This is a genomic window from Pontixanthobacter luteolus, assembly GCF_009828095.1.
GTDB lineage: Bacteria > Pseudomonadota > Alphaproteobacteria > Sphingomonadales > Sphingomonadaceae > Pontixanthobacter > Pontixanthobacter luteolus.
Genome location: NZ_WTYP01000002.1, coordinates 437,307 through 451,600, shown reverse-complemented (window position 1 = coordinate 451,600; position 14,294 = coordinate 437,307). Strand labels below are relative to the sequence as shown.

Sequence of the window (14,294 nt, the reverse complement as noted above, 5' to 3'; positions counted from 1 at the left end):
GCTAGTTTTTTCGCTTGGGGGTCGATTCTGTCGCTTCCATACAATGCGAATCATGCAGCCATGCGTATTACCACTCCTGCGACCCGAAGGGCTCTGGCAGTAATGCATTTGAGTTCCTCGACTTTAGGGACGGTTTCCGGAAACGGGGCCGTCCCTTTTTTTTCGTTCGTCCTTTCAGCGCGTCTGCAATGTCAACGAACCCTCTGGCCAAACCCGCCTTTTGGCCCCTAGGAGTGCGTCAAAAGCTTTGAGGAGAACATCATGTCGCGCAAATCAATCATCGCATTCGGTATCCTGCCAGCGTTCGCGCTGGCTGGCTGTTCGGCGGCCTATCAGGAACCGGTTTCGGCGCAGGCGGCACCGATGGGAGCTGCCGCGGCTGCCGAAGTCCAGGATCTCGGGACGCTGTTCGAAAACTATGATGCGCAGCAATTGGCGCTGTCGCCCTTGTCGAAAGCCTATCGCGGGATACGTGATGAGGATTATGACGATTGGGGTGATTTCAGCGATGCCTCGTCGGTCGCTGATCAGGAATTGCTGCAATCGACCGCTGCGGCCATGCGCGCCGAATACGACCTTTCCGCGCTCGATGCGCAGGATGCACTTTCTTACCGCCTGTTCGATGCGATGGCCCAGCGCAGCGCGGACCGGTTCGAATATCGCAAGAACGGCTACGTCTTTGACCAGATGAATGGCGCGCAAAGCCAGCTGCCGGCCTTTCTGATCAACATCCACAGGGTCACCGATGCTGGCGATGCAGCCGCATATGTGTCGCGCATCGAGAAGCTTGGCCCGGCACTGGACCAGCTGACAGCAGAATCTCGTGAACGCGCCGATGCGGGCGTGATGCCGCCTGATTGGGTCTATCCCTACGTGATTTCAGACATCGAGAACCTGCTCAATTCGGGCGACGCCAATCCAATCCTGGAAGACTTCTCCAAGAAAGTATCGGCAATTGAACTGACCGCTGCCGACGCAGGCGATTTCGAAGCGCAGGCACAGGCGGCATGGTCTGGTTCGGCGCAGCCTGCGTACGAGCGGCTTCTGGCTGAAATGAAGCGTCAGCAGGCCATCGCCCCGACAGATGACGGTATCTGGAGGTTTGCCGACGGTGCCGACTACTACAAGGCACTGCTCGCGAATTACACGACCACCGATCTCACAGCCGACGAAATCCATGACATCGGACTGCGCGAAGTGGACCGGATCCATGGCGAAATGCGGGGGATCATGAAGCAGGTCGGTTTCGAAGGAACGTTGCAGGAATTTTTCGAATACACCCGCAATGGCGACCAGTTCTTCTACGAAACGCGCGAAGAATATCTGGCGGACGCGCAGGCCGCGATCGCAAAAATGGAGAAAGCTCTGCCGCAATGGTTCGGCGTGCTCCCCACCGATCCGCTGGTGATCAAACCGGTCGAGGCATTTCGTGAAAAGAGCGCGGGCAAGGCGTTTTACCAACGCCCCGCACCCGATGGATCGCGCCCGGGCACCTATTATGTGAACCTCTACAACCTGCGCGACATGTCGAAAAACGAGCTTGAAGCGCTGGCCTATCACGAAGGTTTGCCAGGGCATCACCTGCAATTGTCGATTCAGACCCAGCTCGGCGATGTGCCTCCGTTCCGGCGGTTCGGTGGGGTAACCGCCTATTCCGAAGGGTGGGGACTCTATTCGGAAGAGCTGGGCAAGGACATGGGCTTCTATACCGATCCCTATTCCGATTTCGGCCGCCTGGGGATGGAACTGTGGAGAGCCTGTCGACTGGTTGTGGATACCGGCATCCATCACAAACGCTGGAGCCGCGAAGAAGCGATTGCCTATCTGACCGAGAACACCCCCAATCCTGATGGTGACATCCGTAAGGCGATCGAGCGTTACGTGGTCTATCCCGGTCAGGCGACGGCATACATGATCGGCAAGCTGAAAATCATGGAACTGCGCCAACGGGCGCGGACCGAGCTGGGCGAGAAATTCGATATTCGCGGCTTCCACGATACGATCCTGAAGAGCGGCCCTGTGCCTCTCTCCATCATGGAAGAGAATGTCGAGAGCTGGATAGCTGCACAGCAGTGAACCGGGATGCTGAGCGAGGGACGGCTCGCAAACCGGAAAAATCCAGCTTCGATTTCTCGTTCTTGGCGGGGCCCGAATGTCTGGCAGGCTATTTGAACACGCTCTACTCGTTCGCCAGCGATGAGAGCGTGATCGAAGATATCATGCCTGCCTATTCGCCCCAATTGATGCTGGTGACGAAAGGCAGCGGGCAATTGCGATTCGCCGATGGCCGCGTAGCGCAGTCATCGCCGGCGTTTTTTGTTACCCAGCTTGATCAGGCAGCCCCCTTTCGCATTGATGGCCCGATGGAATTGGTCGGCGCGTCACTCAAAATCCACGGTTGGGCCGCGCTGACCGGTTTGCCGATGGACGAGTGGGGCAACCGGGTGGTCCCCGCAAAGGATGCTCTGCCGCCGGATGTGGTGGCCCGGCTCGACGCGATTTCTTCCGGGCTTTCCGACGGCATGATGGACCCGGCGGCCGCTTGCGCAAAATTGGGCGAGGTATTGGTATCGGCGCTGCGGCCGCTGCCCGCTGCCCACGCCGAATTCATTGATGTGATGCAGGCCTGGCTGACGGAGAACTTTAATCCTCAGCCTGCAGATTTCATGGTGCATACTTCGCTGTCGCAGCGCCAGGTCCAGCGGCTTACCAAGCAGTTCTTCGGCCGCCCTCTGTCGCGCCTCATCAGGCGGTACCGGGCGATACGGTCAGCCACGTTGATGACTCTACCGTCACTGTCTCCTGAAATTGAAGCGGAGGTAATGGAAGGTTTCTATGATCAGGCGCATCTGATCAGGGAAATCCGTCACTTCACAGGCAAAACGCCGCGTTTGCTCAGCGATGCCGAAGGCACAGTCAGTGCGAAGACACTTGGGCCGGAGGGATACAACAAAGCGCCGCTATTCGATGAAGTCGCCCGGTCAAATGAGATCTCGGCCGAATAAATTGAGGCCCTTTCATATCGGTTGAGGTTGTTCTCAAGAATAGACTGCTCGTACTGCTTGTGCGCCGCCATAGTGCGGGATAAGGGCTATCGATGTCGCTCTGGTACAATGGAGATGGGGCAAAGGTGTCTACGCATATTCCCAACAGACATGCGCGAGAAAACCTTCGGGTGTTCGCTGCGCCATGTTCGGGGCGGCATGACACTGGATGGGTCGCAATCATCTAGACATGCCGCTCCGTTTTTCTCTCGAATATGTTGATCCGCCCAAGGAATTGCAGCGCCATGTGCTGGCACTGTTCCATTTCGCCTGTGACGAACCGGTCATCGTTGACAAACAACCTGGCGCATTGGGGCAATTGGCCTTGTTTGCACGGGGCGAGGGGGCCATCGAATTTGACGGTGTAGAACACCCAGTAACTGGCGGTTCGCACATGCTCAGCGGATTTTCCGTGGCGGCTCCGTATACCGTCAATGGCCCGTGGCACGCGATTGGTGCCTCCCTGTCCCCGCTGGGCTGGGCGTCACTGACGGGCAAGCCCGCGAACGAGTACATCGACCGCTTCTTTCCTCCGCAAGAAATACTTGGGCCGGAATGGTCAGATTTCGCGGAGCAAACCAACGCCGCTTACAGAGCCGGAGATATCGATGGGCGGGAGGGCTGCGACAGACTGCTCAACTGGATGACCCCGCGGCTCAAGCCGGTGCCCCCGCGGCATGAAGAGCTGATCGAGAAAACGCTTGGATGGCTGGGCAATTCTCTCAATCCCGATGTCGACCTGCTCTTTGGCAGCATTTCCTATTCGCGCCGCCAGACCGAACGGCTGGTGGAACGGTATTTCGGCCTGCCGCCTGCTGCACTGGCCCGGAAATACCGCGCTATCCGGGCGTCGGCGCTGCTTGCACAGCCGGATCTCAGCGGCCATGCCGAAGCGATTATAGCAGAGGCATTTTTCGACCAGCCGCACATGGTGCGCGAAATTCGGCGATGTTGCGGGCATACGCCCACGCGGCTGGGGGGTCCGACTGATCCGATCCTGCACACGATGTTGCAGATGAAGAACTTCAACCGGCTCAACCTGTTCGACGCTGTAAAATAGCCCTCGATTGCTAACGACTCGCAACAAGGGCTTTGCTCTTGAAGAACCGCTTTTGCGCCCCTAGCTGCAAATCGGAACGAATCAGTCCGAATTAGAGTTTTTGAGCAAATGCGCCTATCGAATCTTGCAGATTACGCCGTCGTCACGATGACGGCAGCCGCACGCCATTGCGGCGGCGGGCGCGTGTCGGCGGCCGAACTGGCGCAAGAAATCCAGCTGCCGGCCCCAACAGTGCAGAAAGTGGTCAGCAAGCTTACCGCAGCAGGACTGCTGCGCTCGGTTCGGGGTGCAAAGGGCGGGCTGCAACTTGCCCGGCCCGCGGCGGCCATCACGCTCGCCGATATCGTGGAGGCAATCGAAGGCCCCATCGCTCTGACCGCATGCGTCGACAGCGGGGCGCATGATTGCGGATTGGAACAAAACTGCGCGGTGCGGCCACATTGGCCGATCGTGAACCAGGCTTTGCGCGGCGCGCTGGCGGATATCCGCCTGACGCAGCTTGCACAAACAGACAACCAGCGGGAACTCGCATGAACGAGCAATCGACACTTACCGGCGATCAGCAAAAAGATGGACGCATCGACACGGCTGACATTCAGGACGCGGAAATTCAGGATAAGGCCGCGCGCGATGCGGCTGCGAAAGCGGCCGATTACGAACACGGCTGGTCTAGCGACATCGAACAGGATTTCGCCCCCAAGGGACTGAATGAAGACACCGTCCGGTTCATCAGCGCCAAGAAGGAAGAGCCCGAGTGGATGCTCGACTGGCGGCTGAAGGCGTTCCGCCTGTGGCAGGACATGGAAGAACCGGACTGGGCAAAGCTCGGCTATCCCAAGATCGACTACCAGGATGCGTATTACTACGCCGAGCCGAAGCTGAAGCCGAAGCTGGAATCGCTCGACGAGCTCGATCCGGAGATCAAGCGCGTTTACGACAAGCTGGGCATTCCGCTGGCAGAGCAGGAAGTGCTCGCCGGGGTCGAAGGCGCGCGCAAGGTCGCGGTCGACGCAGTGTTCGACAGCGTCAGCGTCGCAACCACATTCCGCAAGGAGCTGGAAGCTGCCGGGGTCATTTTCCGCAGTATTTCAGAGGCAATTCGCGAATATCCCGATCTGGTGAGGAAATGGCTCGGCAAGGTCGTGCCGCAGCGCGACAATTACTTCGCCACTCTCAATTGCGCAGTCTTTTCGGATGGTACCTTTGTTTACATCCCCGAGGGGGTGCGCTGCCCGATGGAGCTTTCCACCTATTTCCGCATCAACGCGGAGAATACCGGACAGTTCGAACGTACGCTGATCGTCGCCGAAAAAGGCAGTTACGTATCTTACCTTGAAGGCTGCACCGCGCCAATGCGCGATGAAAACCAGCTTCACGCCGCCGTGGTCGAACTGGTTGCGATGGACGATGCCGAAATCAAATATTCGACCGTCCAGAACTGGTATCCCGGCGATGCGGAGGGCAAGGGCGGGATCTACAACTTCGTGACCAAGCGCGCTCTGTGTCAGGGTGCCCGCAGCAAGGTCAGCTGGACCCAGGTGGAAACCGGCAGCGCGGTGACGTGGAAATACCCCTCCTGTGTGCTCAACGGCGAAGACAGCGTGGGCGAGTTCTACTCGGTCGCGGTGACCAACAATTACCAGCAGGCCGATACCGGCACCAAGATGATCCATAACGGCAAGGGCAGCCGCAGCACGATCATTTCCAAAGGCATCTCTGCGGGCAAATCGGACAACACCTATCGCGGGCTCGTCCGCGTGGGCGCCAATGCAGACAATGTCCGCAATTTCACCCAGTGCGACAGTTTGCTGCTGGGTGACAAATGCGGCGCGCACACGGTCCCCTATATCGAGGTCAAGAACCCGACCGCGCAGATCGAACACGAAGCCACCACCAGCAAGATCAGCGATGATCAGCTGTTCTACGCCATGCAGCGCGGACTGGGCGAAGAAGAAGCCGTGGCGCTGATCGTCAACGGCTTTGCCAAGGAAGTGCTCAAGGAACTGCCAATGGAGTTTGCGGTCGAAGCGCAGAAGCTTCTGGCAATCTCGCTCGAAGGGAGCGTCGGGTGACCAGAGCTTTGAACTTAGCGGCTTTGACATTCTCGATGTTCGGTTTGCAAGCCTGCATGGACGCACCAGACGCAAAGAAGGAGAACGCCTCAGACGCATTCTTGCCGATTGAGCAACAAGGTTTTCCTGAAATGTACCAACGGATAGGGCCAATTGCATTCGGCAGGGCAAATACAAAAGCCGACTCTGCGTTGGCTCTGATTGCGGATCGCCCTTCGTGCGACGGAGTTGAACTCGCAGGGGTTTCCGACACATCAACAAGCGAAGATATTGTCTGGTACGCCTATTGTTTTAACGGATCCAAAGAGACGATCTCAGAGGGCGCCTTTCAGGTTGAGAAGAAATGACCGAACGTAAGAAACTCTCCCTCGGCACGTCCGATGCAGCCAAGTCCGACAAGACCGCCAGCTGGAATGTATCTGAAGCGCGCAAGGACAAATTGCATGACCGTGCGCGTTTCAACAAACGGCACCCGAGCGAGGCGCACAAGCGCATGTGGAGCCTGCTGGACAAAAAGGGCGTTGGCAATTTCAGCTTCCAGCGCGAAGTGGTGATGGGCTCGTCCGTGGTCGATTTTGCCTGCAAGACCCGCTGGCTGGTGGTCGAAATCTCTGGCGAGACGGAGGCGGAGAAAACCATCGAGGAACTGTCCGACCGCAAACTGAAAGAAGTCGGCGTGCGCATCATGCGCTTCACAGCGGAAGAGGTGATGGGCGATCTCGAACCGATCAAGGAAGCGATCCTGGAAGAGTTGAACCAGCCCTTCGAGAAGCCGGGGCGCGCACCCAAACGCCGCGACGACGGCCTACACCACCGCAGCCGGTACTGAGCGCGGCGAACACCAAGAATTTACGAGAAAAAACTGATGCTGAAAATTGAAAACCTCCACGCCAATGTCGGCGATACCGAAATCCTCAAGGGCCTGACGCTAGAAGTCGGCGCGGGTGAAGTGCACGCGATCATGGGGCCCAACGGCGCCGGTAAATCGACGCTGTCGTATATCCTGGGCGGCCGTCCCGGGTATGAAGTGACCGCAGGTTCGGTCAGCTTCAACGGTGTCGATCTGCTGGACTTGGAACCACACGAACGCGCGGCGGCGGGCCTGTTTCTGGGTTTCCAGTATCCGGTCGAAATCCCCGGCGTTTCCAATGTTCAGTTCCTGCGCGAGGCGCTCAACGCGCAGCGCGCCGCGCGCGGTGAAGAGCCCTTGTCGGGTGGTGAGTTCCTGAAGCTGGCAAAAGAAAAAGCCGCGCTGCTCAAGCTTGATATGGAAATGCTCAAGCGGCAGGTGAATGTCGGCTTTTCCGGCGGAGAGAAGAAGCGCGCCGAGATGGTCCAGATGGGCATTCTCGACCCGAAATTCGCGGTCCTCGACGAAACCGATAGCGGTCTCGATATCGATGCGCTGCGCACGGTTGGCGACGGGATCAATGCCATCATGCGTGCGCCCGACAAAGCCGTTCTCTTGATCACGCATTACCAGCGCCTGCTCGACTATGTGAAACCGGACAAGGTGCACGTTCTTGCCAATGGCCGCATCGTTAAAACTGGCGGCCCGGAACTGGCGCTGCAGCTTGAAAACGAAGGTTACGAAGCGGTGGCGGCCTGATGGCGGAAGCAGCAACTCTCCCCACGACGCGCGACGAGGATTGGCGTTATTCGGATGGCGAGTATCTCCGCCATGCGGATGCGGCAGCGATCAATCACTGGCGCACGATCGACGTGCCTGCTGGCGAAACACGTAGCGAATACCAGATCCACAATTCCGGCGATGCCGCGCCAGGAATGGTCGACCGTTTGCGGGTGCACGTTGGTGAAGGCGGACGCTTCGAGGCGTTCCACATGATCGCGGGCGGGAAATTCCAGCGCGTCGAAGTGGAAGTGACGCTCGGCGAAGGCGCGCATTTTGAATTCGGCGGCGTAACCATAGGCGGCGGCGACAAAGTGCAGGAATTCGTCACCCGGACAATCCACGCACACCCCAACGCCACGTCCAATCAGGTGGTGCGTGCGGTGCAGTGGGGCCGGGCAACGGGTAATTTTCTGGGCCGGATCGAGGTTGCACGTGATGCGCAGAAAACCGATGCGGCGCAGAATTTCCGTGCGATCCTGCTCGAAAAAGGGGCCTCGGCCAACACCAAGCCCGAACTCGAAATTTTTGCGGACGATGTTCTGTGCGCACACGGTGCAGCCATCGGCCAGCTCGATGAACAGGCCAGCTATTACATGGCGGCCCGGGGCATCCCGCCGCAAATTGCCCGCAAGCTGCTGATCCAGGCCTTTATCGGCGATGCATTCGAGAATATCGCCGATGACGATATTCGCCAGAAAATGCTCGACGATACGCTTGCAGAACTGGATGGAGATGCAGTGTGAGCGACGCGCAAACACTGACCCGCAAAGCTGATTTTCCCGGCATGATGACCGCGAACGGGAAGCCTTGGCATTATCTGGATACAGCGGCCACCGCGCAGAAACCGCAGGCGGTGATCGACGCGATGAGCAATGCGCTGGGCCGCGATTATGCGACGGTGCACCGCGGCGTGTACTCGCGCTCTGCCGAAATGACGCTGGCTTACGAAGCAGCCCGCCGCCGCACAGCAGGTTTCATCGGTGCGAGAAGCGAAAACGAAATCGTGTTCGTTCGCGGCGCAACCGAAGGCATCAATCTGGTCGCGCAAAGCTGGGGCGGGCAAAATCTTTCAGCCGGCGACCGCATCATGCTCAGCCAGCTGGAACATCATTCCAACATCGTGCCGTGGCAGATGGTCGCGCAGCGCACCGGCGCTGAAATCGATGTTTGCCCGCTGACCGAGGATGGTCTGATCGATCTGGATGCGATGGAGCAGATGCTTACACCGCAGCACAAGATCGTGGCCCTCGCCCATGTCTCGAACGTGCTGGGTTCGATTCTGGCCGCGAAGCGCGCTGCTAGCCTGGCCCATGCGGTTGGTGCAAAGCTGCTGCTGGATGGCTGCCAGGCAGCGCCCCGGATGCGGCTGAATATGCAGGAACTGGGCTGCGATTTCTACGTCCTGTCGGCGCATAAGCTTTACGGACCCACGGGTATCGGCGTGCTGTGGGCGCGCGAGGAAATCCTCGACGCGATGCCCCCGTGGCAAGGCGGCGGCGCGATGATCGACCGCGTGACTTTCGAAAAAACAACCTATGCCCCGCCGCCGCAGCGGTTCGAGGCAGGGACGCCGATGATCACCGAGGCGGTCGCCTTGCATGCAGCGATCGATTACGTCGATGCACTGGGCATGGAAGACCTGTTCGCGCATGAAAGCGCGCTGGCGGCGAAGCTGCAGGCGGAACTGCGATCAATCAATTCAATCCGCCTGTTCGGTCCTGAAAAGACCGCCGGTATCGTCTCGTTCGAGATGGAGGGGGTTCACCCGCACGATCTCGGCACCATATTGGATGAAGAGAATGTCGCGATCCGCGCCGGCCATCACTGCGCGCAGCCGCTGATGGACCATCTGGGCGTTCCGGCCACAGCGCGGGCGAGTTTCGGATTGTATAGTGACGAAAGCGATATCGACGCATTGCTGCGTGGTATCGAGAGAACCAAGAGGATCTTCGGATAATGAACGAAGAGCGCAAGATAGAAGTCGAAGAAGTCGAAGCCGTTTCGGCTCCGCGCCGTGCGCGGGTGGAAGATGCGGTGCCCTCCGCCGATGTCGCCGATGAAAGCATGGGCGAAAAGCTGGAACGCAAGCGTGACTATCTTGAAGGCTTCCTGCAGAAAAAGCCGGAGACGGTTGCTGCGGGCGAACCGGGCGGAGAACTGCACGATGCGGTGATCGCGGCGCTGAAAGAAATCTACGACCCGGAAATTCCGGTGAACATTTACGATCTCGGCCTGATTTACGGCGTGGAAGTGGATGATGAATGCGACGTGGTCGTCAACATGACGCTGACCACCCCGAATTGTCCGGTTGCCGAATCCATGCCGGGCGAAGTGGAATTGCGCGCAGCATCGGTGCCCGGCGTGCGCGATGCAGAGGTCAATCTCGTGTGGGATCCGCCTTGGGACCCGCAGAAAATGAGTGACGAGGCGCGGCTCGAACTGGGGATGCTATGATGGCCGATACGAAAACTCGCCAAATTCCGGCAGCTGTGACCCTGACCGAAGGGGCAGAGGCACGGATCGCCGACCTGATGTCCAAAGCGCCCGCTGATGCTATCGGCGTCAAGCTTTCAACCCCGCGGCGCGGCTGTTCGGGACTTGCCTATTCTGTCGACTACGTGACCGAGGAGGCGAAATTCGATGAGAAGATCGAAACCCCTGGCGGCACATTCTACATTGATGGGGCCAGTGTGTTATATCTGGTCGGGTCCGTGATGGACTGGGTGGAAGACGACTTCACTGCTGGATTCACGTTCGAAAACCCGAATGCCAAGGGTGCCTGCGGCTGCGGCGAAAGCTTTATGGTCTGATCGGCCGAAAAGGCCCCTCAGGCGGGATCAGGCCTCGGCAGTGATCCGTGCCAGAAGCGCTCTTTCGAGATCGTCAACTTCGCCGTCGGCATCGATCATTTTTTCAAGCCATGAATTCTCGTTGTCGGTAACCAGATTGCCGGCAGCTTGCGCTTCGGCATAACGGGTTCCCGCAGCATTCTTGCCGAACACCTTCCCGAAATGGTTTCGTACCTGCGGGAGTTCACGTGCCATGGCGCCCATGAAGCGGCCTACGCTTGCCCTGTTGTCTGCGACGAACGCTTCAAGTTCCTTCATCCGCGCATGGTCAAGCTGGGCGTTTGATAGGTGGAACCCCTTGAGGTAATTTGCGACGCTGTCGATAAACAGCGCATCCCAAGCCGGATCGTTCGCTTCGGCCAACGTCTCGTCTTTGAGGCGGAACAGCATTTCTGCATCATGGCGGCTGACCGCCGCTGGCCCGTGCCCGCCGCTGGCGAAAACGATCCGGCGAATGATACTGCATTCGGCCGCCGAAATGTGCGTATCCGACAATTCGCCACCGCAGCGAGTTGGCCCGGTACCGGTCAGGACAGCTTTCTCGACCTGAGCCAGCGCATAATGCTTGAGCCTGTCGGGTACATTTCCGGCACGCTCCATCACGTGAACCAGCAATTCCAGTTCCGCCATGGATTCCAGCCGCCCGTCCTGATCCAGCGCGCCGATCAGCCATTCGGCTTCGGCTTCATCGACATAGCCGCGCGGCTCGGTGCCATTGAGGACGAATTCGGCCAGCGCTTCGACGAAAAAGTCGGTCCATTCCGTGTTCGGATTTTCCATGACCTGATTGATCGCGAAAATTGCTTCTGCTTCGCCGCGGTGAATCTTCCCGTCGCCCCAGCCGAGCCGGCGCAGCGCGAGCAGTTCTTCCGGTGACACATGACCATCGGCGGATACATTTTTGGCCAGATCGGCGAATTGGACACTCATTGTTTTCGAAACCTCTGTTTTCGGTTCCGAATTGCCTGCCAGAATACCCTTAAATTCGCGTTAGCGAGCCAGTCTCAGCGCTTGAGGGCGGCGGCGCAGGCTGACCTGTCTACATCCAGCCCATCGCTTGCGCGCCTTGCATCGACATAGGTCGCGGTCGGCTCTGCACCGGGGCTGAGCGGATAGAGATAGACGTCGAGCACGCAAGCCTCGCCGCCGAATTGCAGCTTGCGCACGTCGCCTTCTATGACGTTTAGGCGCGCTGGTCCGAACTGCCGCTCCAACCCCGCAGAGTTTGCACCGATCACGCTTTCCAAACCCCGGTTATTCATGACGCGGGGTGCGCGGAAGCTGCCGGTTGATGGGGCCGGTGCAACCTGCGGCGGCGGCGCACTGCGCACACCTGGCCGATTGGCTGAATTGCTGGAGCCCGAGGTTGCGGGCGGAATCGCGGTCGCGGCGCACGCCCCCAGCAGCGGGATGAGGGCGATAGTGAGGCAGGCACGGAAACTACGCGGCATTGTTGGCTCCTGGGGGCAGGGATGCGAGGCGGCTGTGAACTAGGTGGGCTGCACTTGCAGCGCCGATCACTGGCCCGAGAAAATTGACAAAGGGTATGGCCAGGATTGCGGTTACGATCCCTCCAAGCGCAAATCTTTCCATTTTGCCGAGCGGCGGTTTGTCAGATGGCGCATGGCGGTGACGCAGCCACACCATATCCTGCAATTCGCGGCCCAGCAGCCAGCCATTCGCGGCCCAGAACACGATCGCAGGCCCGATAGCGGTGAAGAACAGCGGAATCGCCACCACCAAAGCCGCCAAATTGACTGCAATGGCACGGCCGATAGACCGGAGGCTGTTGCGCAGCTCCTCGCTCCACGCAAGGGTCCTTGCGCGGCCCACGTGCTCCGGGAAATGCTTTTGCTCCACCGCCAGCACGATCTCGTCGGCGAAAAACTGGAGAATTGCGAGTGCCACGATGCGGAAAAGGATCCAGCCGCCGACCGCGGTCAGGACCACCGCCAGCAGCGCACCCAGTTCCGGGCCGAAGCTGATCTTTGCAGCAGCAAGAGATTGCGCGATCGCATACCACAAACCCGCACCGGCCAGCATGAACACGGCCAGGGTCAGCAGCACGGTCTTGAGCAAGACCCGAAGAATCTTCGGATCGCCCAATTGTGAAATGGCTTTTGAAATGGCGCTTGGCACACTGGTCATCACCGCGCACTTGCCCGCATGGATGTGCGCTCGTCAATCGCACAAATCACCGGAAGGCCTTGGCGCGCCCTGTGTGAGCGGCTAGGCGCGCCAGCAACCAACCAAACTCTGTTCTGACTCAGGAAAATCATGCCCAATATCGACAATTCGCCCCGCTATGACGTGATCGCAATCGGCAACGCTGTGGTCGACGTGATTTCACCGTGCCAGGAAGAGCTGATTGAGGAGCTGTCCATGAACCGCGGCGGAATGACGCTGGTGGATGAACAGCGTTCGAGCGAACTTTACGACGCGATGGGGCCAGCAACGGAAACATCGGGCGGTTCGGCTGCCAACACGCTGGCCGGGCTGGCCACGCTGGGGCTCCAGTGCGCCTTTATCGGCCAGGTTGCAGACGACCAGCTGGGCGACGTTTTCAAACATGACATCCGCGCAACCGGGATCGATTTCGATACACCGGTACGCACCGGCGAACCATCGACCGGAAGGGTGTTGATTTTCGTCACGCCTGATGGCGAGCGGACGATGAACACATTTCTTGGCGCTGGGCAGTATCTGCCGGCAGCGGCGCTCGACGAAGAACTGATCGCCGATGCGGCAGTGCTGTATCTGGAAGGGTATCTGTGGGATCCGGAAGAGCCGCGCCGGGCCATGCGCCGCGCGATTCAGGTTGCCCGCGACGCTGGCCGCAAGATTGCCTTCACTGCATCGGAAAGCTTCGTGATTGATCGCCACGGCGACGATTTTCGCGATATGATTGAGGGTGGCGTGATCGACATCCTGTTCGTCAACGAGGCAGAACTTGCCACTCTGACCGGCGAAGACGACTTCGAAGCAGGGCTGGCAATGGTTGCCCCAAAGGTTCCGGTGCTGGTCGCGACACGCAGTGAAAAAGGTGCCGTGGCAATCGCCAATGGCGAACGTGCGGAAGTCGCTGCTGAGCCGATCAATAAGGTCGTAGATACGACCGGTGCCGGCGATCAGTTCGCAGCCGGTTTCCTGTCAGGCCATGTAAAAGGCGCTTCGCTGGCCGATTGTCTTCTGCGCGGAGCAGTGTGCGCAGCAGAGGTAATCTCGCACTACGGACCGCGTCCTATCGTTGATACGAAGGAACTGGTTGCAAAGCGGCTGGGATAATCAGGCTGGCGGGCGCCAGTTGGAATTGTCCAGCTGGGTCCGGATATGTTCGAAAACGGGGCCATAAATTGGCCGCGCGAACTGCACCCCGACGGTATCGCGCTCTATCCAGCGGACGGTCGCATCGAAGGGCCCAAGCGCGCCGATCCTGATGGTCAGCGCAGCATTCATCCGCAGCACAGTGCGGCGGTCGTGGAAGCGGCACCCGCTTTCCGACAGGTCGAGCATCGTGACCTCGCGCTTCAGGCCGCTTCCTGCGCGGTAGTGCCCGAGGATGGTCACGTCGTGTCTGTTGGATGAGCGATCTTGCATGCAGGCCCGATACATCACGGCGATTGCACAAATGCTAAA

Annotated in this window: 17 protein-coding genes; 13 read left to right on the top strand and 4 right to left on the bottom strand. The window is 59.0% G+C overall.

The features are described from left to right. Nucleotides 1-261 precede the first annotated feature (261 nt). The 12 genes from GRI43_RS10655 (at nt 262) to GRI43_RS10600 (ending at nt 10,619) form a co-directional block, all read left to right on the top strand. Nucleotides 262-2,076, top strand: coding sequence for a DUF885 domain-containing protein (locus GRI43_RS10655; RefSeq protein ID WP_160731096.1), 1,815 nt, complete (start codon nt 262-264; stop codon nt 2,074-2,076). Next, nucleotides 2,073-3,005, top strand: a complete 933-nt coding sequence (locus tag GRI43_RS10650; protein ID WP_160731095.1) for a helix-turn-helix domain-containing protein — start codon at nt 2,073-2,075, stop codon at nt 3,003-3,005. The genes GRI43_RS10655 and GRI43_RS10650 overlap by 4 nt, the downstream gene beginning before the upstream one ends. 229 nt (nt 3,006-3,234) lie before the next feature. Next, on the top strand, nt 3,235-4,104 hold the full coding sequence (locus tag GRI43_RS10645; protein WP_160731094.1) for a helix-turn-helix domain-containing protein: 870 nt from the start codon (nt 3,235-3,237) through the stop codon (nt 4,102-4,104). Nucleotides 4,105-4,212: 108 nt separating this feature from the next. Next, nucleotides 4,213-4,638, top strand: coding sequence for an SUF system Fe-S cluster assembly regulator (locus tag GRI43_RS10640; RefSeq protein WP_160731093.1), 426 nt, complete (start codon nt 4,213-4,215; stop codon nt 4,636-4,638). After that, complete coding sequence (gene sufB, locus GRI43_RS10635) at nt 4,635-6,176, top strand: Fe-S cluster assembly protein SufB (protein ID WP_160731092.1); 1,542 nt, start codon at nt 4,635-4,637, stop codon at nt 6,174-6,176. Before GRI43_RS10640 ends, sufB begins: the two co-directional genes overlap by 4 nt. Next, the gene (locus GRI43_RS10630; RefSeq protein WP_160731091.1) at nt 6,173-6,523 is read left to right on the top strand and encodes a hypothetical protein; all 351 of its coding nucleotides are present in this window, start codon (nt 6,173-6,175) and stop codon (nt 6,521-6,523) included. The genes sufB and GRI43_RS10630 overlap by 4 nt, the downstream gene beginning before the upstream one ends. Next, nucleotides 6,520-7,005 (top strand): DUF559 domain-containing protein, encoded by a 486-nt coding sequence (locus GRI43_RS10625; RefSeq protein ID WP_160731090.1) that lies wholly within the window; start codon nt 6,520-6,522, stop codon nt 7,003-7,005. Before GRI43_RS10630 ends, GRI43_RS10625 begins: the two co-directional genes overlap by 4 nt. Nucleotides 7,006-7,041: 36 nt before the next feature. Beyond that, the gene (sufC, locus tag GRI43_RS10620) at nt 7,042-7,785 is read left to right on the top strand and encodes a Fe-S cluster assembly ATPase SufC (protein ID WP_160731089.1); all 744 of its coding nucleotides are present in this window, start codon (nt 7,042-7,044) and stop codon (nt 7,783-7,785) included. After that, nucleotides 7,785-8,552, top strand: a complete 768-nt coding sequence (locus tag GRI43_RS10615) for a SufD family Fe-S cluster assembly protein (RefSeq protein WP_160731088.1) — start codon at nt 7,785-7,787, stop codon at nt 8,550-8,552. The genes sufC and GRI43_RS10615 overlap by 1 nt, the downstream gene beginning before the upstream one ends. A 41-nt stretch (nt 8,553-8,593) precedes the next feature. After that, complete coding sequence (locus tag GRI43_RS10610) at nt 8,594-9,766, top strand: cysteine desulfurase (protein ID WP_235903788.1); 1,173 nt, start codon at nt 8,594-8,596, stop codon at nt 9,764-9,766. Next, nucleotides 9,766-10,263 (top strand): SUF system Fe-S cluster assembly protein, encoded by a 498-nt coding sequence (locus GRI43_RS10605; RefSeq protein WP_160731086.1) that lies wholly within the window; start codon nt 9,766-9,768, stop codon nt 10,261-10,263. The genes GRI43_RS10610 and GRI43_RS10605 overlap by 1 nt, the downstream gene beginning before the upstream one ends. Then, a complete protein-coding gene (locus tag GRI43_RS10600) occupies nt 10,260-10,619 on the top strand; it encodes a HesB/IscA family protein (protein ID WP_160731085.1) in 360 nt (119 codons plus the stop codon). Before GRI43_RS10605 ends, GRI43_RS10600 begins: the two co-directional genes overlap by 4 nt. 27 nt (nt 10,620-10,646) lie before the next feature. On the opposite strand, the gene GRI43_RS10595 is transcribed toward GRI43_RS10600, so the two are convergent. The 3 genes from GRI43_RS10595 to GRI43_RS10585 all read right to left on the bottom strand — a co-directional run bounded on the left by GRI43_RS10595 (nt 10,647) and on the right by GRI43_RS10585 (nt 12,806). Then, entirely contained in the window at nt 10,647-11,588 is a 942-nt protein-coding gene (locus GRI43_RS10595; RefSeq protein ID WP_160731084.1) for a hypothetical protein, read from the bottom strand. Between the two features lie 74 nt (nt 11,589-11,662). Then, nucleotides 11,663-12,109, bottom strand: coding sequence for a hypothetical protein (locus GRI43_RS10590; protein WP_160731083.1), 447 nt, complete (start codon nt 12,107-12,109; stop codon nt 11,663-11,665). Further along, nucleotides 12,099-12,806, bottom strand: coding sequence for an EI24 domain-containing protein (locus GRI43_RS10585; protein ID WP_160731082.1), 708 nt, complete (start codon nt 12,804-12,806; stop codon nt 12,099-12,101). The genes GRI43_RS10590 and GRI43_RS10585 overlap by 11 nt, the downstream gene beginning before the upstream one ends. Nucleotides 12,807-12,935: 129 nt before the next feature. Between GRI43_RS10585 and GRI43_RS10580 the strand changes: the two genes are divergently transcribed. Next, entirely contained in the window at nt 12,936-13,943 is a 1,008-nt protein-coding gene (locus GRI43_RS10580; protein WP_160731081.1) for an adenosine kinase, read from the top strand. On the opposite strand, the gene GRI43_RS10575 is transcribed toward GRI43_RS10580, so the two are convergent. Continuing rightward, entirely contained in the window at nt 13,944-14,255 is a 312-nt protein-coding gene (locus tag GRI43_RS10575) for a PilZ domain-containing protein (protein ID WP_160731080.1), read from the bottom strand. Between the last annotated feature and the right edge of the window lie 39 nt (nt 14,256-14,294).